General features: G+C 40.3%; 18 protein-coding genes. 10 read left to right on the top strand and 8 right to left on the bottom strand.

What is annotated here, in order from left to right:
* Positions 1-301: 301 nt before the first annotated feature.
* On the bottom strand, positions 302-1,192 hold the full coding sequence (locus IRQ78_RS01715; protein ID WP_054553406.1) for a tetratricopeptide repeat protein: 891 nt from the start codon (positions 1,190-1,192) through the stop codon (positions 302-304).
* Positions 1,193-1,462: 270 nt separating this feature from the next.
* Here IRQ78_RS01715 and IRQ78_RS01720 point away from each other — a divergent pair, with 270 nt between their 5' ends.
* Together IRQ78_RS01720 and katG are read left to right on the top strand one after the other, a co-directional pair.
* The gene (locus IRQ78_RS01720; RefSeq protein ID WP_138600148.1) at positions 1,463-2,836 is read left to right on the top strand and encodes a GAF domain-containing sensor histidine kinase; all 1,374 of its coding nucleotides are present in this window, start codon (positions 1,463-1,465) and stop codon (positions 2,834-2,836) included.
* 573 nt (positions 2,837-3,409) lie between these two features.
* On the top strand, positions 3,410-5,587 hold the full coding sequence (gene katG / locus IRQ78_RS01725; RefSeq protein ID WP_138600149.1) for a catalase/peroxidase HPI: 2,178 nt from the start codon (positions 3,410-3,412) through the stop codon (positions 5,585-5,587).
* Between the two features lie 235 nt (positions 5,588-5,822).
* Here the strand turns inward: katG and IRQ78_RS01730 are convergent, their stop codons facing one another.
* Together IRQ78_RS01730 and IRQ78_RS01735 are read right to left on the bottom strand one after the other, a co-directional pair.
* Entirely contained in the window at positions 5,823-7,748 is a 1,926-nt protein-coding gene (locus IRQ78_RS01730) for a hypothetical protein (RefSeq protein ID WP_138600150.1), read from the bottom strand.
* A gap of 135 nt (positions 7,749-7,883) precedes the next feature.
* The gene (locus IRQ78_RS01735; protein WP_138600151.1) at positions 7,884-9,482 is read right to left on the bottom strand and encodes an ABC-F family ATPase; all 1,599 of its coding nucleotides are present in this window, start codon (positions 9,480-9,482) and stop codon (positions 7,884-7,886) included.
* 603 nt (positions 9,483-10,085) lie between these two features.
* Here IRQ78_RS01735 and IRQ78_RS01740 point away from each other — a divergent pair.
* Positions 10,086-11,711, top strand: a complete 1,626-nt coding sequence (locus IRQ78_RS01740; RefSeq protein ID WP_054553411.1) for a methyl-accepting chemotaxis protein — start codon at positions 10,086-10,088, stop codon at positions 11,709-11,711.
* A 55-nt stretch (positions 11,712-11,766) separates the two neighbouring features.
* Here the strand turns inward: IRQ78_RS01740 and IRQ78_RS01745 are convergent, their stop codons facing one another.
* The 4 genes from IRQ78_RS01745 to IRQ78_RS01760 all read right to left on the bottom strand — a co-directional run bounded on the left by IRQ78_RS01745 (position 11,767) and on the right by IRQ78_RS01760 (position 15,762).
* A complete protein-coding gene (locus tag IRQ78_RS01745; protein ID WP_054553412.1) occupies positions 11,767-12,174 on the bottom strand; it encodes a type 2 periplasmic-binding domain-containing protein in 408 nt (135 codons plus the stop codon).
* 12 nt (positions 12,175-12,186) lie between these two features.
* Positions 12,187-13,332, bottom strand: a complete 1,146-nt coding sequence (locus tag IRQ78_RS01750; RefSeq protein ID WP_054553413.1) for a porin — start codon at positions 13,330-13,332, stop codon at positions 12,187-12,189.
* 310 nt (positions 13,333-13,642) lie between these two features.
* The gene (locus IRQ78_RS01755; protein WP_138600152.1) at positions 13,643-14,644 is read right to left on the bottom strand and encodes an alpha/beta fold hydrolase; all 1,002 of its coding nucleotides are present in this window, start codon (positions 14,642-14,644) and stop codon (positions 13,643-13,645) included.
* A 347-nt stretch (positions 14,645-14,991) separates the two neighbouring features.
* Complete coding sequence (locus tag IRQ78_RS01760) at positions 14,992-15,762, bottom strand: EAL domain-containing protein (RefSeq protein ID WP_166338277.1); 771 nt, start codon at positions 15,760-15,762, stop codon at positions 14,992-14,994.
* Positions 15,763-16,623: 861 nt separating this feature from the next.
* On the opposite strand from IRQ78_RS01760, the gene IRQ78_RS01765 reads away from it, so the two are divergent.
* From IRQ78_RS01765 to IRQ78_RS01780, 4 genes are all read left to right on the top strand, one after another.
* On the top strand, positions 16,624-17,643 hold the full coding sequence (locus IRQ78_RS01765; RefSeq protein ID WP_054553416.1) for a hypothetical protein: 1,020 nt from the start codon (positions 16,624-16,626) through the stop codon (positions 17,641-17,643).
* A gap of 59 nt (positions 17,644-17,702) precedes the next feature.
* On the top strand, positions 17,703-17,993 hold the full coding sequence (locus IRQ78_RS01770) for a hypothetical protein (protein WP_138618980.1): 291 nt from the start codon (positions 17,703-17,705) through the stop codon (positions 17,991-17,993).
* A 165-nt stretch (positions 17,994-18,158) separates the two neighbouring features.
* A complete protein-coding gene (locus tag IRQ78_RS01775) occupies positions 18,159-18,506 on the top strand; it encodes a hypothetical protein (protein ID WP_194441179.1) in 348 nt (115 codons plus the stop codon).
* Between the two features lie 19 nt (positions 18,507-18,525).
* On the top strand, positions 18,526-18,870 hold the full coding sequence (locus IRQ78_RS01780) for a hypothetical protein (RefSeq protein ID WP_166338281.1): 345 nt from the start codon (positions 18,526-18,528) through the stop codon (positions 18,868-18,870).
* Positions 18,871-19,367: 497 nt separating this feature from the next.
* On the opposite strand, the gene IRQ78_RS01785 is transcribed toward IRQ78_RS01780, so the two are convergent.
* Positions 19,368-19,868, bottom strand: coding sequence for a lactoylglutathione lyase family protein (locus tag IRQ78_RS01785; protein ID WP_054553420.1), 501 nt, complete (start codon positions 19,866-19,868; stop codon positions 19,368-19,370).
* 95 nt (positions 19,869-19,963) lie between these two features.
* Here IRQ78_RS01785 and IRQ78_RS01790 point away from each other — a divergent pair, with 95 nt between their 5' ends.
* The 3 genes from IRQ78_RS01790 to IRQ78_RS01800 all read left to right on the top strand — a co-directional run bounded on the left by IRQ78_RS01790 (position 19,964) and on the right by IRQ78_RS01800 (position 22,944).
* A complete protein-coding gene (locus tag IRQ78_RS01790; protein ID WP_194441180.1) occupies positions 19,964-20,830 on the top strand; it encodes a LysR family transcriptional regulator in 867 nt (288 codons plus the stop codon).
* Between the two features lie 198 nt (positions 20,831-21,028).
* On the top strand, positions 21,029-21,622 hold the full coding sequence (locus IRQ78_RS01795) for a class I SAM-dependent methyltransferase (RefSeq protein WP_194441181.1): 594 nt from the start codon (positions 21,029-21,031) through the stop codon (positions 21,620-21,622).
* A gap of 242 nt (positions 21,623-21,864) precedes the next feature.
* Complete coding sequence (locus tag IRQ78_RS01800) at positions 21,865-22,944, top strand: HNH endonuclease (RefSeq protein WP_194441182.1); 1,080 nt, start codon at positions 21,865-21,867, stop codon at positions 22,942-22,944.
* The last annotated feature ends 8 nt before the right edge of the window (positions 22,945-22,952 follow it).

Here is a 22,952-nt window from a genome sequence, read left to right on the forward strand (position 1 = left end):
TAGGACCTAGAACTCGCCTATGACGCGGGATAAACCCGCGGCTACATGTAGGCGTGAAACTTGTTTCGCGCGTCTGATCGTCTCTATATGTTGGGTGTCGCTCCGCTCGACCCAACCTACCTGGAAAGTGAATAGGTCGAATGCTGAGAAGAACAATCGACCTTAATAATCCCACATTTCGGCTGATATCTAATATCTGACCTCTAAAGACTAGAAACCAGCGATTTACATCTCCCAGCGCCTAAAACCTAAACCCTAGTACCTATGACGCGGGATAAACCCGCTGCTACATGGGGTTCGGCTATGCCGATTCATTTAACAACGAATTAAAGCTGTCGTTGTCGTGTAGGCTGGCAAACGCGCTTTCGTGTAATAGCTCGTTACGTAGGTTAGGAGAATATTCAAGAGCCATACGAATATCAGCCATTGCATCGGCGTGTTTGTGTAGTAATGCATAGGCACAAGCACGTTGCCAGTATGCGTAGCCGTAGTCGCTATCAATTTCTAATGCTTGATTACAAAGCTCGATAGCCTCACCTGTTTCGTTAATTTCTAACAGAGCATCTGCTTTATAGGCAATGGCTTCTACGTCTTCTGGTTTACGTTTTAAGATCTCGTCAAAAATCTCAATCTTATTCGCAACATCGCTTTCTAAATTGGCACGCATCCATAAAGAATGAACTTCATTGGTGATTGAGATCTTTTGTTGGTTTAATAAGATCTCTTCAGATCGCTCACGTAGTTTTTCTTCGAGTACTTTTAGGCGCTCTTCATATTCTTTTGTAATCGCACTCACGCGTGTATTAACAATATCTTCTACTTTATTTTTCACATCACGTAGGGAATTCCAACCGACTAAGACCAAGATTGAAGCGGTAATGGTAATAATGAAAAACACATTATTAATGGTGTCGGTTGTATAAGTTAATGCACGGTCGGCAGTATCAAGTTGTGTATGAGCAACTTGTTTTGTCACATCTTCGCGTAGTTTTTGTTGGTCTTGGCGCACCGCTTTTAATTCATCAAGAATATAGCGCTCTAACAATGGTTTATACATAGGTTCTTGAAGCTTATCGAGTCCTTGCTGTTGCTCTGCTTCAGTTAATGCTGGGCGGTTTTGTGGCTCATTTTGAGCTGCTACAAATGGGCTAAAGCTCATTAAAAAAGTGATTAAAATTAGGGTATAACGCATAACATATTAATTTTTGGTGATTACTGAGGTAACTGTAACATGCGTGAGCACTAGGGACTAGGCAAAAAAAACCAGCTCGGGGGAGAGCTGGCCAAACTGCTTAAACAACATAAAGTCGTAAGGGGTATCAACAGGAGTTAGGTACAATATACTCATTTTTATCTGAACAACTACTTAATACTTAAAGAGTTTCTAAAAAAAATTAATCTATATGCGATATTGAGTTTGTTCGTCTAAACTTAAAGGATACTAAAACTAAAAGGTGAGAATATGCGCCAGCAACTAGTACAACTGCTTTATGGTGTATCAATTTCGTCTGATCTCGATAGTGGAAATGTTGAATTAGCTGAACGGCTAATCCTTAATGCTGTACTCGATGGACTCGAAATCGGGCGTGCCGGCATTTGGTTACTTAATAAAGAAAATACAGCAATAGAGTGCCGTTTATTACTCGACAGAGAAAATGGTAAAGAAATTCAAATGCTAGTGCTTCCCCGGGACGCATACCCTGACTATTTCAAAGCACTTGATACGCAACGCACAATAACAGCGGTTGATGCGCATACTGATCCTGCTACCTACGAATTTAGCGAAAGCTACCTAACACCACTTAATATTGGCGCTATGCTCGATGCACCAATTCGCTATAAAGGAAAAATGATCGGTATATTTTGTTGTGAGCACATTGGTAGTGAGCGACATTGGACAGAAGATGAATGCTCATTTATAGGCGCATTAGCAGATCTATACGGCAGAGCGCTATCAGCACAAGAAAATGAACGTATAAACGCAGAGCTTGAACGCGCTAATCAGCACCTAGAGGAGCGTGTTGTTGAACGCACTCGAACGCTCGAGAAAACCTTATCTGAACTTACCGAGATGCAAGAAAAACTAATTGAAGCAGAAAAAATGGCTTCATTGGGTAATCTGGTTGCTGGAATTGCACATGAAGTTAATACGCCAATAGGTATCGCGGTGACTGCAAACAGTTCGGCAAAAGACAAACTCTCTGAAGTTGATAAGCTTATACAGTCAAATACGTTAACTAAGGCTGCGCTGATAGAGAGTATTAATCATTTAAACGAATGTTTTAAAATATCATTCACTAATTTAGAGCGAGCAGCAAAATTAATCAGCGACTTTAAACAAACGGCAGTAGATCAATCTTCACTCGATTTATTAGAAACCAACATTAAAGACTACTTAGAAAACATTCTACACAGCTTAATGCCTTTAACCCGTAGCCATAACGTCAGTGTAAATGTGAATTGTGTCGATGACTTTGAGTTGATCACAGTCCCAGGAGCTTTGAGTCAAATCATAATGAATTTGGTTAATAATAGTTGCGTTCATGGTTTTGTTGGACGCCAAGACAACCAAATAAACATATCGGTTAATATTGACGAAGCACAAGGTGTTTATTTGCTTTGCTACAAAGATAATGGCCATGGCATGGATACAGAAACTTTGCATAAAGTGTTTGAGCCCTTTTTTACTACGAAGCGCGGCTCAGGTGGAAGTGGATTAGGAATGTCAATCGTTTATAACCTTGCAACGCAAGCATTACAAGGTGAAGTGAGTGCTGCGAGTTCACCTTCTAATGGCATGACAGTTAATTTTAAACTGCCTATAAAACTCGCATAACTAATTAATATTTATACAAGTTGAGGGCTAAATAATCTGGTGACTGGGTAATAAAATTAAAAATTAATCAGTTTGCTTAGCGAGACATGATATATCGGTGCACTTGTTGTTTTTGCAAAACTGCTTTATGCGTTTTTTCGAGTATAAATAATTAATGCTTAAAGGTGTAACCAATAGCGTCAGCCAAAACAATAATGAGCTTCTAAACGTTAACCCCACAAGCGAAGCAACTACCAGCCCTGTTAACATTAAAATAGGTAAATTGGCGATAAAAAAGTTAATGCTTAATTGTCTAGCAACATCAGGATTAATTGTTTTCATAAGGGCTACTCGCAGTAAAAAGACCTTTATAAAATGGACTGTTTTGTAAAATGAATCAAATCGTATTTTTCTATCGAATCAATCGATTTAAAACCATGTTCAAGATCTAGCTTTATTTATGTAGTGCTCCTATAGTTTTAAACAACAGGAACTTTTGAGTTATTAGTTATTCAAAACCAATAGAAATCTTTATTTATGATGATGCTAAGTAAACTAGCTTTCGTCGTATTTTAAGCTTATGAGGAGCAAGCAATGAGTAATGGAAAAACGGGCCAATGCCCAGTAATGCATGGTAGTAACACTGTCACCGCTCAATCAAATACTGACTGGTGGCCAAACGCACTCAATTTCGACATTCTTCACCAACACGACAGCAAAACGAACCCTTACGGCAAAGATTTTAATTACGCTAAAGCATTCAAATCTCTTGATCTTGAAGCCGTTAAAACCGACTTAAAAAACTTAATGACCGAAAGCCAAGAATGGTGGCCAGCTGATTGGGGCCATTACGGTGGTTTAATGATCCGTATGGCGTGGCACTCAGCGGGTTCATACCGTTTAGAGGATGGACGCGGTGGCGGCGGTACAGGTAACCAACGCTTTGCACCATTAAATTCATGGCCAGACAACGCAAACTTAGACAAAGCACGTCGTTTACTTTGGCCAATTAAAAAGAAATACGGTAACAAGCTTTCTTGGGCCGATTTAATGATCCTAGCCGGTAATATGGCTTATGAGTCTATGGGTTTAAAAACCTTTGGTTTCGCGGGGGGCCGTGAAGATATCTGGCATCCTGAAAAAGACGTTTACTGGGGCGCTGAAAAAGAATGGCTAGCACCAAGTGACGAGCGTTACTCGAATATTGAAAAACCAGATACCATGGAAAACCCATTAGCAGCGGTACAAATGGGCTTAATTTACGTAAACCCAGAAGGGGTGAATGGTAACCCTGATCCACTTAAAACAGCAGAACAAGTTCGCGAAACTTTTGCCCGTATGGCAATGGATGACGAAGAAACTGCCGCACTTACAGTTGGTGGTCATACCGTGGGTAAAACCCATGGTAATGGTAGCGAAGAAAACGTTGGCCCTGAGCCAGAAGCCGCGGATGTGTTTGAACAAGGTCTTGGTTGGAACAACCACAACTCACGCGGTATTGGCCGCGATACCATGACCTCGGGCATCGAAGGCGCGTGGACTACTCATCCAACTAAGTGGGATAACGGTTATTGCTACTTATTGCTTAACTACGAATGGGAACTTAAGAAGAGCCCTGCAGGTGCGTGGCAGTGGGAACCAATCGATATTAAAGAAGAAGACAAACCAGTTGATGTTGAAGATCCATCAATTCGTTTAAACCCCATCATGACCGACGCCGATATGGCGATGAAGATGGACCCAACCTATCGTAAAATTATCGAGCGATTTAACGATGATTTTGAATACTTTAGTGATGTGTTTGCACGCGCATGGTTCAAACTGACGCACCGTGACCTAGGCCCTAAATCACGTTATTTGGGTGCCGATGTACCAAGCGAAGATCTGATCTGGCAAGATCCGATCCCTGCGGTTGATTACACATTATCTGACAGCGAAATTAGCGAACTTAAAACCAAGCTACTTAACTGTGGTGTAAGCCAAGCAGATTTAATCGCAACAGCATGGGATAGTGCGCGTACTTACCGTGGCTCAGACCATCGCGGTGGTGCAAACGGTGCTCGTATTCGTTTAGCACCGCAAAAAGATTGGCAAGGTAACGAGCCAGAGCGTTTAGCTAAAGTATTAAGCGCACTGGAATCAGTGAAAGCGGGTTTAAGCAAACCAGTAAGCCTCGCCGATTTAATTGTACTTGGTGGGTCAGCAGCGGTTGAACAAGCAGCAAAAGCAGCGGGCGTTGACATCACCGTGCCATTTGCGCCGGGTCGTGGTGATGCCACAGACGAGATGACAGATGCAGACTCGTTCGACGTACTTGAGCCAATTCATGATGGTTTCCGTAACTGGTTGAAGAAAGATTACGCGGTATCAGCAGAAGAGCTAATGTTAGAGCGTACGCAATTAATGGGCTTAACAGCACCAGAAATGACCGCTCTTGTTGGTGGCATGCGTGTACTTGGCACTAACCACGGCGGCTCTAAGCATGGCGTGTTTACAGATAATGTAGGCAAACTTAGCACCGACTTTTTCGTAAACCTAACCGATATGGCTTACACATGGAAGCCAACAAGTAAGGGTCTTTATGATATTGTTGAGCGCAGCACAGGTGCAACTAAATGGACAGCAACACGCGTTGATTTAGTGTTTGGTTCAAACTCAATCCTTCGCTCTTATGCAGAGTTTTACGCACAAGATGACAACAATGAACGTTTTGTAAAAGACTTTGTCGACGCATGGGTGAAAGTAATGAACGCCGACCGCTTCGACATTTAATTTAAAATTCCGTTAAGTACAAAGGCCACACAGTTTAACTGTGTGGCCTTTTTTATTTAGAGAAGTTAGCGAGTTACAAGGGGAAAGTGACGAGATGTAGGTGGCGTTTTAACGCCGAACAAGTAGCAGCGATTTCACATCGCGTCCTAGCGCCCAGAACTCGCTGATGACGCGGGATAAACCCGCTGCTACAAAGTAGGCGTGAAACTTGTTTCGCGCACCGCTGTAAGCTACTTTATTTCTCAATCCCAAACCAATAGCTATTTTGAAAAATACTCTCTTTTAATTCTCTTTCGCTGTAAGCATACGTACTTTGCCAAAACAGGCGGTCAAAAAGGTATTTATTACCGTCTTTAGCAAGAATTTTGAAATTAAATAATGATGAATAGGCAACTTCTTGATTTGCTAATACTTCATCTTTACAGCTAGCGTAATCAACTGCATTTGGGCACTGCGACATCATTGCAAAGCTAATGCTGTTGTCAGCTTCTAATTGCCAATAGCTACTTGGTGTAAAGTCAGCTCTATTTTCAAGGCCATATTGGTCAGCATAATAGAAGCTGCCTTTACCATCATCATTTATATACCAGTATATTTTCTGGCTACTGCTGGTATAATTTTGACGTAAGTAGCTAAATAGATGCTTATAGTCATCGAGTGTGATGCTTGAATCATCAACTACTTCTATGAACTCATACCCTAAGCGAGCTTGGCGCTGCTCTTTATTACGCTCGCGTGCCATGATCATTTTGCCATCAGGCTGAGTGAAAAATTGTAAGCTCGTTTCTAGGCCATTACCCATTACTTTAACGGTTTCGCCGTTATTGTCTAAGTTGTAATGCCATTTAAATGAGTCAGTACTTTTAGGTGTATTGAATGTGACCGTTGCTGTGTCGGCTGCAGTGATTGTAAAAAATGTGGGTACATAACGGAACGTTAAACCTTCGCCCGTATCTGAATTTTTATTATTTAAACGACCAGTATATGATTTACCTACTGTCAGCTCAGGAACTGTAACAGGGGTAAGTTTTCGAAGTGCGCTAATCGATGTTTTTTCTAGCAGAGCTTCAGCCAGTTCGGTTGATTCATTAATAATATTCTGTGCACTTTCATCTTTATAAGTTAAAACATGACGTAGTTTTAGCACTAAAAAGTCATCAAACTGAGCAATAACTTCTGCATCAATTAGATTAAGATCAAATGCGACATCTACTTCATGACCAAGGTTACTAAATTGCTTTGTGTTTTGAGTCGTAACTAATGTATCACTGTTAATTTTTAATGCTTTACCCTCTAACGTTGCCGAAAAGTCAGCATAAGTATACGACGTAGTGCTTCCTGAAGCCGTTGGAATATAGCTTGCTAGCGATACTTCAAAGTAACTTTCCTCGCCCGTTGTACTTAAATAATTAACAGAGTGGAACGAGCTTTGATCCACATCAGCGTAGTACTCAGAGCTAAACTCTGCATTTGATTTATAAAGGGTGACAACTTCGCCTTTATCGGTTGAAACATTAAATAGCTCAACACGAATAGCATCATCGCGCTTAGCCAACACTTCCATTTCAAGTAAGGCTTGTTGATTACACTCATGCAAGCAATCAATCGCTTGGGTATTTAACGCAATGACATCAGGGTTCGACCATTCAAAACGACTTAACTCACCATTTTGAGCGATTACACCTGCATCTTCGCTAGCAAATACCAACTGTACACTGCCATCGCTTGATTGCCAGTTACCTATCACTTCGTTATTGCTAAGCTCAATAGGTTGCCATGCTGCACGGTTTTCAGCGACATTTACGGTTAAAGTGTATTGATTACTTGCCTTACCGTCAGACACTTCTACAGTAAAAGAATGGTTAGCTACTTCAAATAGGCTCGGCTCAGCATTAAAAGTCACTTGATTGCTGCTGGTCGTGACACTTAGCCACTGTGGCTTATCAATAATCGTGGTTGTCACACTGTCGTTTTGCTCATCTTTAATATCAACAACTAAGTTGGCTGATTCAAGTGCTTTGGTAGAGAGTGTGAGTGATCCAGATAGAGTAGGGGCGGTATTTTTTGTCGCTTCTGCATCTGGCTTTTTGTCTGTTGATGACCCGCCACCACAGGCTGTTAGAGCCAGAGTCAGTGCCGATACGCTAAGTAGCTTATTCATTTACATCCTTTAAAATGTTGTTTTCTGTGTAAAAGAAATGCAAATTACCCAAATAAGGTAAGTCAGTCAAAGGTATTATGTAACTGAACGTAAACAAATAGGTGAGCAAACTTGCTCACCTATTTGAAGAGGGGGTTATTGCGCTTGTTGCGCGACATGATCCATATATTCGTCAAACGTTCCCTGAAAATCGATAAGCTGTTGATCTTTAATATCGATGATGCGAGTAGCTAATGACGATACAAACTCACGGTCGTGGCTCACAAAAATAAGTGTGCCTTGGTAATCTTTTAATGCGTTATTGAGTGCTTCAATGGCTTCCATATCCATATGGTTGGTTGGCTCGTCCATAATGAGCACGTTGATGTCTTGCATCATTAACTTACCAAACAATAGGCGGTTCTTTTCACCACCCGAGCAGTTACGTGCTTTTTTGTTAGCGTCGTCTGCGGTAAATAATAAACGGCCTAACATAGCACGAACCATTAAATCGTTGTGTTTAGCGGTGCGCCACTGCGACATCCAATCAAATAAAGTTAAGTCGTTATCAAAGTCTTTGCTGCTATCTTGTGGGCAATAACCAATGCTGGCATTTTCAGACCACTTAACCACACCTTCGTTACTTTGTAATTCATTCACTAGGCAGCGTAATAGGGTGGTTTTACCAACACCGTTTTCACCAATAACCGCAAGCTTAGCGCCGGCTTCTAGTAATAAGTCACCACCGCTGAACAGAGTTTCGCCATCAAAACCATGACCTAGCTTAGTAAGCTCTAATGCTTGGCGATACATCTTTTTGCCTTCGTCAAAACGAAGTGACGGGCTAATACGGCTTGATGCTTTTACTTCATCAAGCTTAATTTTATCCATGCGCTTAGCACGAGAGCTGGCTAATTTTGCTTTTGATGCATTGGCACCAAAGCGATTTACGAACTCTTGTAGCTCGTCTATTTCAGCGCTCTTCTTTGCGTTTTCAGCAAGTAGTTGTTCGCGTTGCAAGCTTGAAGCTTCGATCCACTTTTCGTAGTTACCAGGGTAAATTCGTAGCTCACCGTAATCGATATCGGCCATATGTGTACATACCGAGTTTAAGAAGTGACGGTCGTGCGAGATAATAATCATCGTACACTTACGCTGGTTAAGCTCGTTAGCTAGCCAAGTAATGGTATGAATATCAAGGTTATTGGTTGGCTCATCAAGAAGTAAAATATCAGGGTTTGCAAACAGCGCTTGTGCTAAAAGCACACGAAGCTTCCAGCCCGGCGCAACGTTTGCCATTAAGCCGTAATGAAACCCTTGCTCAATACCCGCTTGGATCAAAATTTCTTCCGCGCGGCTTTCTGCTGTGTAGCCATCCATTTCGGCAAAAATGCTTTCAAGCTCAGCGACTTTCATACCGTCTTCTTCACTCATTTCTGGTAGTGAGTAGATACGGTCGCGCTCTTGTTTAACTTTCCAAAGTTCTGCATCACCCATGATCACCGCATCAACCACAGTGTATTGCTCAAACGCAAACTGATCTTGGCTTAGCGTACCTAGCTTTAAACCCGGCGCAATCGACACATTGCCAGACGTTGGCACAAGAGCACCACTTAGAATTTTCATAAAGGTCGATTTGCCGCAGCCATTCGCGCCAATTAGGCCATAGCGGTTACCGTTACCAAATTTAGCTGAAATGTTCTCAAACAGAGGCTCTGCACCAAATTGCATGGTGATATTTGCGGTTGAAATCAACGAATTATTCCTAGAAAAATACTGACAGGGTTATGGGCGCAGCAACTGCGAAAATAAACAAGCAATAGGGTAAATAATAGGCCGCGGATTATACAGTTCAGCCCTTAATAACGCTATTAAAAAAGAGAAAGTTGCAAGGGAAAGGGTAAAGTTACGACAATGTTTGGCCAGGAATGGTTTAAGTTAGCGAATCTCAAGTTACTAGATGCGAGGTAGCAGTGATTTCACATCGCGCCCTAAAACCTAATGTTTCCCCGTAGGACTGGCTTTAGCCGGGAAATGACTAAGTTAGCGAGTTTCAAGTTACGAGGGGAAAGGTGCGAGTAACGAGATGTGAGGTAGCAGCGATTTCACATCGCGTCCTAGCGCCTAGAACTCAGATCCTAGCGCCCATGTTTCATTCGTAGGCGTGAAACTTGTTTCGCGCGTCTGAGAGTTGAAGGTTGAAAGCTCATTATTTTTGGTTCGGCACTGAAGTACCTTCTACAAGACTTCCACAAACTGAACGAATTACGAAAAAAACCTGAAAATATATAAATATAGTTAATACTTTAGGGAAATCGGGCGATAATACTAAGTAATATGACAGCAAAGGTGGATTCAATGTCTGCAGGTATTTCTTTCAATAACTTGAGCATCACAAAAAAAATACACGCCATAACATGTATTGCCATTACGGCATTCGTGATCATAGTAGTAACCAATTTTATAGCCATGAATGACAACAAGATCTCGCTCGACGAGCTGGAAAAGTCATCATATCAGGTCGTTAAACTCACTTCAGCAAACGTTGCGCTACTCGAAAAACTAGATGAGTTATACACTCAAGCGGTAACATTTGGTGAGTCAGATTTAGTTGATAGTGCAGCGCAAACGTATAAAACGATTAATGAAAATCTACAAAATATCATCAGTATCAACGACAGCTACGTGCATGCCGATACCAAAAAACAATTAGAGCTTTATGCACAAACCTCGTCAAGCATAGCAACTTCAATGATCGACGGCACCGCTGACTTTAGTAAAATTCAGCAACAAGCACAGCAAAAAACGCAGCAGTATGAGGCCGTTCTAGCTGGCTTTAAACGAGCACAAACCCGCGCAGATGATCGCTTTTTTGAACTTGTACAAGCAACCAAAGCGCGTTCAGACAACGCACTAAATTTAATGCTTGTAGTGTCTGTAGTATCACTTATTTTATTGGTTGTTACCTCAATTTGGATTGCCCGTGGAATCGGTTCATCGGCCAGCGCAGCGGCAGATAACTTACGCCTATTAGCAGACGGCAAAGGCTCTCTAAGCACACAACTTGAAGTACACGCTAAAGATGAAATCGGTCAAGTTTCGATTAACTTCAACGCGTTTATACAGCTGTTAAAAGCTGCGGTACTTGAGGTTATAGCGGTTTGTGAGCCATTAATGGAGAACTCAACACGACTTGTACAAGGCATGGAGCGTGCCGAGCGTGCCACAACTAAACAAACATCAGATGCTGAAATAGTTAAGCAATCAATGGAAGAAATGCGCCAGAGTGTCGCTGATATTTCTCATTCAGCAGCAAATGCATCACAAGCTGCGCAAACAGCCGAGCGAGAAGTTGAGCAAAGTCGAACGCAAATACAGCGTTCTGTGACAGAATCAAAAACACTAAGTGAAGAGATAAATCAAGCAGCATCAACTATTAATCAACTGGCCACTGACACCAAGAATGTGACGCAAATTTTAAACGTTATTACCTCGATTGCAGAACAAACTAACTTACTCGCGTTAAATGCTGCGATTGAAGCTGCACGTGCAGGTGAACAAGGCCGAGGCTTTGCGGTTGTAGCTGACGAAGTGCGTGAGCTTGCTTCAAGAACATCGCAGTCGACGAATGAAATCAGAGAGCTGCTTTCTACATTAACCACAGCAGCAAGCCATGCAGTAAATGCAATGAACTCAGCCCGAGATATGGCTACAAATAATGCAGAGGCCGCTGAAAATACAGGGCAATCGATTGATAAAATCTCTGAACAGATATTAGAAATTAACGGTATGAATTCGCAAATTGCCGCAGCTACCGAAGAGCAAACATCTGTTGCTAGTATGGTAGTTGATAACGTGACGAATATGCATATGTCGTTTGAAGAAACAATGGATTCATTATCGGCAGTACGTGATGTAGCGAAGAACCTTCATTACCTCTCTGATTCGTTACTCGACGCCACAGCTAAATTTAAAGTCGAGTAATTTTAGCGCATAAAAAACCAGGCATCGCCTGGTTTTTTATTAACCGTAGTCGAACTTAAAAAGTACCAACCACTTTAACTTTATCAGTTACTTTTGCTGCATCGATATAACCAATACCATCAGCATTACCTGCAACAAAGTCAATCACAGCTTGATCATTAGCTAGTTTCTCAGGTGGAGTACCTTTACCTGTAAATACCAGTTTTGACCAATAAGCATTTAGCTGGCTGCTCGATTTACCAACCACCTTATCGTTAAACTCATCGCTTACGCTGGTGCCATCTTGGTTTACTGGGTTTACTTTTGTGCCATCATCAAACGACTTTGCCTTACCAAGGTAAATCTTTTTGATCATACCTTCGTCAATAGCACTGCTATTTGCTGGGTTCACAATAACTGCAACATCAGCAAGTACAGCGTGCGAGCATAGCGTTAGTGCTGTCGCGATTAACAATTTTTTCATTATGAACTCCAATTAAAAAACTAAATCAACAGCAACAGCTACAACGTCGGTTTCTGTATCTGAAATGTCATCTTTAAAACGGCTGAAATCTACTTTTAAAGCAGCAGATGGGTGGAAGTCATAACGCGTACCAATGGTATACACGTTGCTTTTTGCTTTCACGCCCTCAAGCACTTGATTAATACCCGCATTTAAAGCTGGTACTGCAGGTAGCGCGTTGTAGCGGTTGCTATCGTGTTTGTCGTCATTATTTTCGTAAGTTAAGTGCACAATCCACTCATCCATACGGTAACCAATAGACGTGTAGTATTGAGTTTGTTTAGCAAGAGCACTGTTTTCTACTTCAAACTCAGTGTATTCAGCATCAAATAGAATGTCGTTGTAATCAATTGAAAAGCCCACAGCGAAGAAAGAGCCATCATCTTCGTTTACAGCAATATCATCGGCTTGATCAACAAAACCGGCTGCTCTAAGAGTCTGCTCAAGGCCATTAAGTGCAACACCTGCATCGGTGTCGTTTTCAATATCAATTGTTGTATCTGCAACAAAGTATGCAGCACGAGCGCTAAACCAGTCATAGCTCATTGTCCAATTGATACCAGCAATATCATTAAGCTCTGTATCGCCATTAACCGATACCACAGCAATGTTGCCATCGAAGCTACCGTAAATAACTTGTACGGTTGAATCCCAATCACCTAATTGTGTGTTGTGTAACAGGCTAAGACCTTCATACGTTGAAAACGGAAGGTTATAAACAGATTGCGGTGGACGAACCCAGCGGTAAGTGTAACCAACGTCTAAGAAGTCTGAATAACGGTAAAAAGGTACACGCATTTTACCAGCACTTACTTGAAGCTCATCGCTGAACTCATAAGTTAGATAAGCCCATTCGAACTCAGCATCAAAATCATCACTACCACGCGCCACAATTTGTGCCGTAGCGCTTAGCTTTTCTTGTAAGTCTGCAGAAAGCTGCAATGCAAACATACTTTCGTTTTTAAATGAAATATCGTCATCGTAGCCGTAAAGCGTTGCGTCGTCGTCAAGGGCTTTACCGCCAACAATAGAAGCAAAGCCGTTTATGCGAACCTCTGCCATTGTGTTTGCAGACACAAAAGCAGCACATAGAGCCAATGCAATAGGAAGTTTTTTCATTGTGTATCCCTAGTATTTAGTATGAAAATGTTGATTTCGCTTAATATTATAGTAGTGCGTAGCGAAATGGGCGACACAAGTTACATATAAATTGTAATTACATCAATGAATAAGTCGTTATTTTTCACAAAAACGGTACTAAAAGTGGATAAAATTGCTAGATAAAAGCGATAAGGGGAAAGGGAAGTTAAAAGATGCGAGTCTGTAGCAGCGATTTCACATCGCGTCCTAGAGCCTAGAACCCTGACTAATGACGCGGGATAAACCCGCTGCTACACGTAGGCGCGAAACTTGTTTCGCGCGAGCAACATTAAAATGATAAAGCTTTGTCTAAAGCGCCTTTGAAGCGATCAAAATCCTCGATGTGAGGTAAGTGGCCAATATCATCTAATTCAATTAATTGCGATTTTGAGATCATACTTGCCGCGGCTTTGCCTAACTTATCGTAACGGCCAAGCTCATAGTCAATATTTGCTTTTTTCCAATTGCGGCCAGGGCCAGTCCTATCGCGTGTGCCTATAATTAATGACACTGGCATGCTTAACTGAGCAAACTCAGTTATTACAGGTTGCGTAAAAATCATATCGTAGGTTTTAGCATTGACCCATGCGACCTGCTTGTGATCAGGGCCTTGAATTTGACCACTGATAAAGTGGGTTAATTGCTCGTAAGTGTCATTCCATTTACCGTCATAATAGTTTTTCTTCTGGTAAGCAATAACCTTATCAGGTGTTTTAGCCAATTCATTTTTATAGAAAAAATCGGTGTCTTTGTATTGCACATAATTTAAATAGTTCTCTAAACCAATTGGGTTTAGCAAAATAAGTTTACTAACTTGGCTAGAAAACATCAGGCTGTAACGACTTGCCAGCATGCCGCCCATTGAATGGCCAAGTACAATAGGGTTTTCAATATTTAAAGATGACACTAGCTGATGAGTGTTATTGGCTAATACAGCAAACGAAAATTGATAATCAGCAGGCTTTGACGATTTACCAAAACCAATTTGATCCGGTATCAATACGCCATAGCCTTTGCTATTAAGGTAGTTGGCAGTATTGGTCCAATAATGGCCATTAAAGTTTTTACCATGCATCAGTATAACGGTTGGCATGTTATTGCTTGGTTTAAGGTAAGAATAAGCCATTTTTAATGGCGTATTTTGTGATGAAAAATTAAAAAATTGAACGGGTAAGTCGTATTGATAATTGCTTAATTCAGCATCAAAACTAAGAGGCTGTTCTTTTGCGATTAAGTTAGCAGAAGAGCATAAAACAAGTGCTGAGACTAACAGTATGCGTAAAAACATCATTATCCTTTCTCAATATGCTTAAAGAATATTCAGCCTAGCATCCTAAATAAAAATTTATAATATAAATACGACTAAATACTAAAAGAAGTTAGCAAGTTTCAAGCATGGAATTCGTAGGACTGGCTTTAGCCGGGAATGGTTTAGGTTAGCAAGAATTCAACGAAAAAGAGTAAAGTTATGAGAAACCAGCGACTTTACATCGCGTCCAAGCGCCTAGAACCTAGCACCTAAAACCTAGATTATGACGCGGGATAAATCCGCTGCTACACGTAGGCGTGAAAATTGTTTCGCGCGTTTGAAGGTTGACAGCTCTTGCCTTGTCTAAATTCGATTCTCGTTATAACCACTTAATCCAACTTACTAAAGTCAACGTCTGGCAAGCTCTCAAACCCAGGGTGGGCGAAAAAATAGCCTTGCATTAAGCTAACACCAGCTTGGCGCAACCACTGGTATTCTTCAACTGTTTCTACGCCTTCTGCAAGAGCAACAATATTGAGCTCTTCAAACATGGCTATACAATGGTTAACAATAATTTGTCTTGCTTTGTGAAGGTGTATATCTCTAATTAAATTCATATCGAGTTTAATTATATTGCTCTGAAAATCAGCCAACAAATTTAACCCAGAATGACCTGACCCAAAGTCATCGGTCGCAGTAATAAACCCCAAAGATTGGTAATAATCAACTACACGTTTGATATGTGTAGTATCTTCAACTTTTTCAACCTCGGTAAACTCGAACATAATTTGTTCTACCGGAAAATCATATTGCTTAGCAGCTTCAAGTGTCGTTTTTATACAACGCTCAGGTTTATAAATTGCATTAGGTAAAATATTAATGCTCACGATTGAATCAATTTTCAGTTGGGCAGCAAGTGAAATAGCTTTAATACGGCAAAGTTGATCGAATGTGTAGCGATTCTCGTCGGTTACTTGCGAAATGACCGAATAAGCCGACTCATTATTAAGGCCTCTAACTAATGCTTCGTAGCCAAAAATATGTTTATCGGTGCAATCAACGATTGGCTGAAAAGCCATTGTAAAATCAAAACCAAGTGCTAAATGGTCTTCGCAATGTTTACAACCTGTTGGCTGACATTGAGTTTGCTCTTTGTGCATTTAGCACCTCTGAATGAAGTCTTAATAACTCAATAGTGCTAGTAAATTATCAATTGTGCAATGTTGTTGAGTCAAAAGTATAAAACTATAGAGAAAATATGTTGCTGCCGTTTTACATAGCGTCAAACAGGCATTTATTTACTGTAGGTTCTTTCTTCACAGAGAGAAGTGAACGAGAAAATAATGAGGTATAAAAACTTACTTCTCTGAAGCGCAGCGTCTCTTATCCTCTTTGTGAGTATCTGTTTTTCTCTGTGAAGCGCGAAGCGCCTCTATGTGCTCTGTGGTTCAAATATTCTTATGCACAATGAGAAGTTAATGAGAAAACAATGAGGGTTTATCGTATTTACTTTACGTATGTTTTCATAGACATATTAGATCTTCTCTAACCATAGAGGACATAGAGGACATAGAGAACACAGAGGAAGACAAGGAGGTATTAAAGTGTACTTCTTTAAAGTGAAGTGTCTTGTGAGTATTTGTCTTTCTCTTTCTCTGCGTAGCGCTTAACACGTAGCGCCTCGGTGCCCTCTGTGGTTCCAATATTTTTATTCACAAAGAGAAGTGAATGAGAAGACAAAGAGTGATCTAAATAGGCTGCTACTCGATATGAAACCTCTAAAGCGCAACGTCTCTTATCCTCTTTGTGAGTATTTGTCTCTCTGTGCAGCGCAAAGCGCCTCGGTGCCCTCAGTGGTTCAAAACGTCACGCACAAAGATAAGTGAACGAGAGAATCATTAACTATTAGCAAAAATCATTTGCCACATAACATGTACCCATTTTATTTATTCTTCATTGACTCATTACAGTGATGAAGATAACCTCTAAATAAGGATGATTAGTTAGTATGGATACTACTTATGGCTTTAGAAATTAGAATTTGTATTGATTCAGTAACCGCTGAATTTGTGAAATGTAAAGAAGATAAAGAAGACAGCTTTACCAAAGACAATAACCATATAAAAAATCAAGTTATCACTTCAGGCACGCCATATATATGGCGAAGAGAATACTCTGACTCTTACACTCCGCCTACAAATGAACAGCAAAGTATAGTTCGTCAATTCGATTTATTGCCTGCGCAATCCCGCAGAAACATTGCATATATGCTTCGCGATTTTGGCAGTGAAACGCTTATGGCAATCTCTGATTTTCAAAACCAAGTTATGCCATTTTTGTCTGAAAATACACATGGAATAGTTGGGTCTGGAGCAACATCAATTCAGGCTCGTAGCTCAAAGTTCGCCACCTATGCCAACAAATATGAAGCCGCTTTAAGAGATATTCGTATGGCTCATAAATCAGGAATGCCCAAGTATCATATGGTTGCATTAGAACAAAAAGCATTCAGTATATTCAAAGAGCTGAACGGTCAGTTTCGTGCAGAATTGCAACGTTTTATGAGTGTAAACCGTGCAAGCCGTCGTGGCACGGTTTGGTCTAATCCGAATCGGGGAATCAATATAGCTAAATCAGCAAGGCATTCTGCCAAGCTCGATATAAATAGCACCGCTGAATTCAATAAAATTAAGCGGATTGAAAATACCGGACGCTGGCTTGGCAATGGCATGATTTTACTTGATGGTGCATTTAGAGCGAACAAAGTTTACAACGACTATAAAAACAATAAGGACTGGCAGCGAAGTTTATCTACAGAGTTAGCTAGTTTTGGGGCTTCAACATTTGCAGGTATCATAACAGCATCATCAGTCACCACGGCCCTATCTTCATTTCTAATGTTAACCCCATATGGATGGGTGGTTGCTTTAGGGGTTGGGTTAGGTGCTGGTTTTTTAATGAGCCTAGCGGTTAATACAAAAAGCAAAAAGCTAACAGAAAACATATATGATAGGCAGCCTTTGATGAAAGATTTGTTTTAATGTTGATACTCAACTCAATTCTATACTGCACCATTTTCTTCTTTTTCCTAATGATGATAATGACTGTTATATTCCCGAGAATATCAGTAAGGCATATTAATAATAGGATGCTAGAAAATGGGGCTTCCCCACCTAGTTGGGATAAAGGGCTTGGAGCAAGCGCTCCATTTTATGCACTTGCTATTTTTTTAAAAAGAGCTCGTAAGCCTACACCACTATTTGATGGTAGGTTTGTCGCCAAACATGCAAGGCCAATTGATAAGTTTCTCGCTTTTTTACATCTTCTTTCTACATTTGGCTTTATTCTTAGTATTTCAATTATGGTCTTATTAGAATATGTTTTGTTATAACTAACACCACAAGTTAGCAGCAAGCACACTTCTCATGCTAACGCCTGATGTTTGGGTTGTAGCTATAGGAACTGGCTTATATACAGAATTTAAATCATCGTTTTTTGTGAACGAAAAAGTGAAGTCGCTAACTGAAAAAATTTATGACAGAGAGCCGTTATTATAATGCCTAGTATAGATAAGTTTGCTCTGGCAAGTATGTTCATTTTTATGGCTTTAGCGTTTATTTTTGTGGTCTTACTTGCACGCATTTCTATCAAACACATAAATAAAAAAATGCTAAAAGATAATATTACCCCTCCGCTTTGGGACAAAGGTGTTGGCGCTAGCGCCCCTTTTTACGCTATGGCAATATTTTTTAAACGCTCGCGATTACCCACACCTCTTTTTGATGGCCGTTTTATAGCAAAACATGCAAGGCCGGTAGATAAAGTTTTAGCATTCTTGCACCTTTTCACAATGGCAGGGCTTACAATTAGTGTGTTTACAGCCATGTATTTAGATACAGTCTAAATAAAATAGAACTAGCGAAATGGACTTTAAAATCTTTATTTTCTACTTCCTACTCGTATTTACAGTAGTTACTTTTGCTTCAGGAGTGCTGTTTTATAGAGTATCAGTTAAGTATATAGATAAGCATATGGAAAAAGATGGAGTATCTCCGCCTGGTTGGGATAAAGGAATTGGTGCAAGTGTTTCATTTTATATATTCGCAATGTTTTTCGAACGTTCTCGTATACCGACGCCTATGTTTGACGGCCGTTTTGTCGCAAAGTACACAAGAACATTAGATAAAATTATTGGTGCAATCCATTTGGTTTCTATTATCGGAGCTGTACTCAGCCTATGTATAATAACTTTTTTAAAGCATAGCTAGATCTACGCGTTTATTTACTAAAATATAAGTAACCGAGTGAAGTATATTAAAAAATGTTTATACTCAACTCAATTCTATACTGCACCATTTTCTTCTTTTTCCTAATGATGATAATGACTATATTCTCGAGAATATCAGTAAGGCATATTAATAATAAAATGCCAGAAAATGGGGCTACCCACCTAGTTGGGATAAAGGTTTGGAACAAGCACTCCTTTTTATGCGCTTGCTATTTTTTTAAAATAGCTCGTCAGCCTACACTACTGTTTGATGGTAGGTTTGTCTCCAAATATGTAAGGGCAATTGATAAATATCTCGTTTTTTGCATCATCTCTCAACATTTGGCTTTATCGCAATGTTAAGTGGAATAAAAAGACTCAAGTACATCGAAGTTTAACTTTTCATCATTTTGGTAAATCCAAATGATAAGTAACGATCTACTTTCGTAAATCGTTACTTACTATAATGGCTAGCTAATTACTAATTGATGGGCTTAATTAATAAGCGCCTTCACTGTAAGTTAATTCGTAGCTGTGGCTATAAATTTCTAAAATATTGCCAAACGGGTCTTCCATATAAATCATGCGGTATGGTTTTTCACCTGGGTAATAATAACGTGGTTTTTCCATACGTTTCTTACCACCTGCAGCAACAATGCGTTCTGCAAGCTCTTCAACATTAGGATCTTGAACACAAAAGTGGAAAATACCTGTTTTCCAATACTCAAAGTTATCTTCTGGATTTTGTTGGTTTTTAAACTCAAAAATCTCAACCCCAATTCTATCACCCGTTGATAAGTGAGCAATTCGGAACTTATCCCAGTTAGCACCAAAAACATCAGTACACATCTGGCCAATAGGGCTATCATCTTCGGTTATTTCCGTTGGCTCCATAATAAGATACCAGCCTAATACTTCGGTATAAAACTTAACGGCCGCATCAAGATCTGGAACAGAAATACCAATATGCGAAAAAGTACGTGGGTATGTATTACTCATAATTAACTCTCCTAAATAAGAATGAGTTTATAGTTTACGAGCGCCTAGGTATTAAGTTAAATTATCATTTAACATTCAAATAAGTATACTTTGTTATGATAAATCCGGTTTGGTTAAAAACATTTTGTGAACTAGTCGAAGTCAATCACTTTACAAAAACAGCTGAGCGACTGTTTATGACCCAATCAGGCGTGAGCCAGCATATTAAAAAGCTAGAACAGCAAGTTGGAGCTTTATTGCTAGAGCGACACGGTAAACAATTTACACTTACTCCACAGGGCCAAAGCTTATACAACAGAGGTAGCCAGTTACTAAAAGAATGGCAATTTTTGGAGCAACAAATAAAAAATGATTCACCTTTTGAAGGCCGAGTAAAAATACAATCGCCGGGAAGTTGTGGGCTTAAGTTTTATAACGAATTGTTAAGCTTGCAATCAAAGCACCCAAAACTTTATATAGAATATGCATTTGCGCCTAATTCGGGGGTCGAAAAGGCCATAGCGAGTCATCAAATAGACATTGGTTTTATGAGCCAAGCACCTACAATGCTTGAGGTTATAGGGCACAAAATCGCTAATGAACCCTTGTTATTGATAACGCCTGCCCAGTTCAAAACTATAGATTGGCAGCAACTTTGCCAATTAGGTTTTATTAATCACCCTGATGGAAAACATCATGCACAACAGTTATTAAGTGCGAACTTTGCAGAGTTTGAATCAATAGCTCAGTTTGAGTGCAGTGGTTTTTCGAATCAAATCAACTTAATTTTAGAGCCAGTAAGTTTAGGGCTTGGCTTCACTGTACTCCCTGCTCATGCTGTTAGTGCGTTTCATAATCAAGAAAAAATACACGTGCACACACTAACGCACCCCGTTTGTGAAGATATATATGCATGCCATCATCGCAATAGGCCATTAGCCAAGCGAATGAAAACAGTTATAAATGAAATAAAAAGCCTTTAATCAAGCGATACTAAAATTGATCATCTTTTTTATTCTCACACCTCGTAACTATGATCTCCTATTTCTCTCCAACTAACTTCTAATGCCTACCCTAAAACCCTTGATTTTTAGCATTTAAAATCACATTTCATCCTTTGCGTTACCTTGCATTAATGGTATTTTAGCGCCAAGCAATCTTGCCCCTATAAAGGAAGTAAAATGGCATCCAAAACCGTCGAATACTACAACCAAAATGCGCAAGCATTTGTCGATGCCACACTCGATGTAGACCTCAACGAACTTTACGACGAATTCTTACCGCTGATCCCAAAAAAAGGCGCTTTACTCGATGCCGGTTGTGGTTCTGGCCGCGACGCTTTCATCTTTAAAGAACGTGGTTATAACGTAGATGCATTCGATATCAGCCCAGCTATGGCAAAGCTGGCGTCAGAATACTTAAACCAAGACGTAGCAGTAAGCAGCTTTCTAGAGCTAAACGAGGTTGCCAAATACGATGGCATTTGGTGCTGCGCAAGCCTTATTCACGTAGCAAAAAACGACTTAACCGACGCATTTAATAACCTTGCCCGAGCATTAAAGCCACAAGGCATCGTGTATGTATCGTTTAAATACGGCGACGGCGAGCGCGAACACAACGGTCGCGAATTTACCGATCTAAACGAACAAGCCCTTGAGAGTATTATTAAAGGCACCGATCTATTTATCCTCAAGTCTTGGCAAAGCGCCGACCAACGCCCAGAGCGCGCCACAGAAACATGGCTAAACGCTATTCTGCATAGAAGAACGATATAGTAGTTTATATGCGGTATAGCAGGCTATACCGCAACCCTCCTAATATTGTATGGGTTTTAGAGTATAGCTCTACCTAAAATCCTATATTTGCAATAGCTTTTCATGCTAGATTGTTCCTAAACTAAATCACCAATATTCAAGCTACAACAATGCGTTATAGGCATAAGTGGCAAATATGAGGCGCAAACAGGGAATAGTTCATGAACTTTAGAGCACTTTTTAAAAGTACACATAAGGCTTGATTGATGATGGCCATGCAGCAGCAACTCGATTTTATTGCTTACATTCAGCGTATGCTGGTGGAAGGCGATTTCAGTGCTACCTATAAGTTTGCACTATTGCATGCGTTGGCTGATGTTTGTGTTGAGCAACCAATGATGTATGAAGCTAGCGAGTTAAACATTGATCTTGCTAAGCTTGCTGAAAAGTTAATAGAGCTTTATTGGCACCATGCTGTACCATTTTCTTCTGCTCATAGTGGTGAAAGTGCTTTACTAAAACAAAACTCGGGTGCGCAATCAAAAGTAATTGCGGTGTTATATGAGTGCCAGCAAAACAATATTCGTAGCTTACGCCAACTCAAATTAAGCCCTTACTGGCACACCACTTACAAAGCAGCTTTAGACACGTTAAAAACAGGCCCGTTGTGGCGCTTACAAATTCTCGCCAAACAAGAAGAGTGCTTTTTATATCCGCACACAAAAGGCAAAAGCTATATCACTCTAAATGCGGGCATAGCCGCTTGCTTTAGACGCTTTTATGATTTAGTTGTCTATTTAGCTAAGAATGCATGGCTACAAAAGATTCAAAGCATTAAGCATAACCAAGCGCTTATTGGCCCTCAAAGCCAACTGCATGACTTTTTATTTGGCTTTGACCGTACAGCACTTAATAAAGCAAAACCAATTTTAGTCGAAATACAAAAAGGCCAGTGTTTTTATTGTCAAAAGCCACTCACAAGCGCGATAGAAGTTGATCACTTTATTCCTTTTGCTCGCTACGCTAACGATTTAGGCCATAACTTTGTTGCCGCCCATCGAAGTTGTAATAACAGTAAGCGTGACTTTTTAGCAGCCCAGCTGCACCGCGAACGTTGGCAAGATCAAAATCTAGATCGTCACAGCCAGCTGCTCACTGATGAACTAACTCGCTATTTTCATTGTGATGTAGACAAATCCCTTGCAGTAAGCAACTGGGCATACCAAGTTGCCAGCAGCAATGGCGCAAAACTTTGGCTTGCAAAAGATAGGTTCGAGTTAGCGGGAAGTAATCTTTCATATAGAGAGAACCTTATGTGGGTTGCTAATTCCAGTGATGAATAGTAAAAGAG

This window comes from Pseudoalteromonas simplex, assembly GCF_015278155.1.
GTDB lineage: Bacteria > Pseudomonadota > Gammaproteobacteria > Enterobacterales > Alteromonadaceae > Pseudoalteromonas > Pseudoalteromonas simplex.

Excerpts from the sequence above, each read along its gene's own strand:
- IRQ78_RS01715 (WP_054553406.1), bottom strand. The coding sequence starts at position 1,192 with ATGCGTTATACCCTAATTTTAATCACTTTTTTAATGAGCTTTAGCCCA.
- IRQ78_RS01720 (WP_138600148.1), top strand. The coding sequence starts at position 1,463 with ATGCGCCAGCAACTAGTACAACTGCTTTATGGTGTATCAATTTCGTCT.
- katG (WP_138600149.1), top strand. The coding sequence starts at position 3,410 with ATGAGTAATGGAAAAACGGGCCAATGCCCAGTAATGCATGGTAGTAAC.
- IRQ78_RS01730 (WP_138600150.1), bottom strand. The coding sequence starts at position 7,748 with ATGAATAAGCTACTTAGCGTATCGGCACTGACTCTGGCTCTAACAGCC.
- IRQ78_RS01740 (WP_054553411.1), top strand. The coding sequence starts at position 10,086 with ATGTCTGCAGGTATTTCTTTCAATAACTTGAGCATCACAAAAAAAATA.
- IRQ78_RS01745 (WP_054553412.1), bottom strand. The coding sequence starts at position 12,174 with ATGAAAAAATTGTTAATCGCGACAGCACTAACGCTATGCTCGCACGCT.
- IRQ78_RS01750 (WP_054553413.1), bottom strand. The coding sequence starts at position 13,332 with ATGAAAAAACTTCCTATTGCATTGGCTCTATGTGCTGCTTTTGTGTCT.
- IRQ78_RS01755 (WP_138600152.1), bottom strand. The coding sequence starts at position 14,644 with ATGATGTTTTTACGCATACTGTTAGTCTCAGCACTTGTTTTATGCTCT.
- IRQ78_RS01760 (WP_166338277.1), bottom strand. The coding sequence starts at position 15,762 with ATGCACAAAGAGCAAACTCAATGTCAGCCAACAGGTTGTAAACATTGC.
- IRQ78_RS01765 (WP_054553416.1), top strand. The coding sequence starts at position 16,624 with ATGGCTTTAGAAATTAGAATTTGTATTGATTCAGTAACCGCTGAATTT.
- IRQ78_RS01770 (WP_138618980.1), top strand. The coding sequence starts at position 17,703 with ATGACTGTTATATTCCCGAGAATATCAGTAAGGCATATTAATAATAGG.
- IRQ78_RS01775 (WP_194441179.1), top strand. The coding sequence starts at position 18,159 with ATGCCTAGTATAGATAAGTTTGCTCTGGCAAGTATGTTCATTTTTATG.
- IRQ78_RS01780 (WP_166338281.1), top strand. The coding sequence starts at position 18,526 with ATGGACTTTAAAATCTTTATTTTCTACTTCCTACTCGTATTTACAGTA.
- IRQ78_RS01785 (WP_054553420.1), bottom strand. The coding sequence starts at position 19,868 with ATGAGTAATACATACCCACGTACTTTTTCGCATATTGGTATTTCTGTT.
- IRQ78_RS01790 (WP_194441180.1), top strand. The coding sequence starts at position 19,964 with ATGATAAATCCGGTTTGGTTAAAAACATTTTGTGAACTAGTCGAAGTC.
- IRQ78_RS01795 (WP_194441181.1), top strand. The coding sequence starts at position 21,029 with ATGGCATCCAAAACCGTCGAATACTACAACCAAAATGCGCAAGCATTT.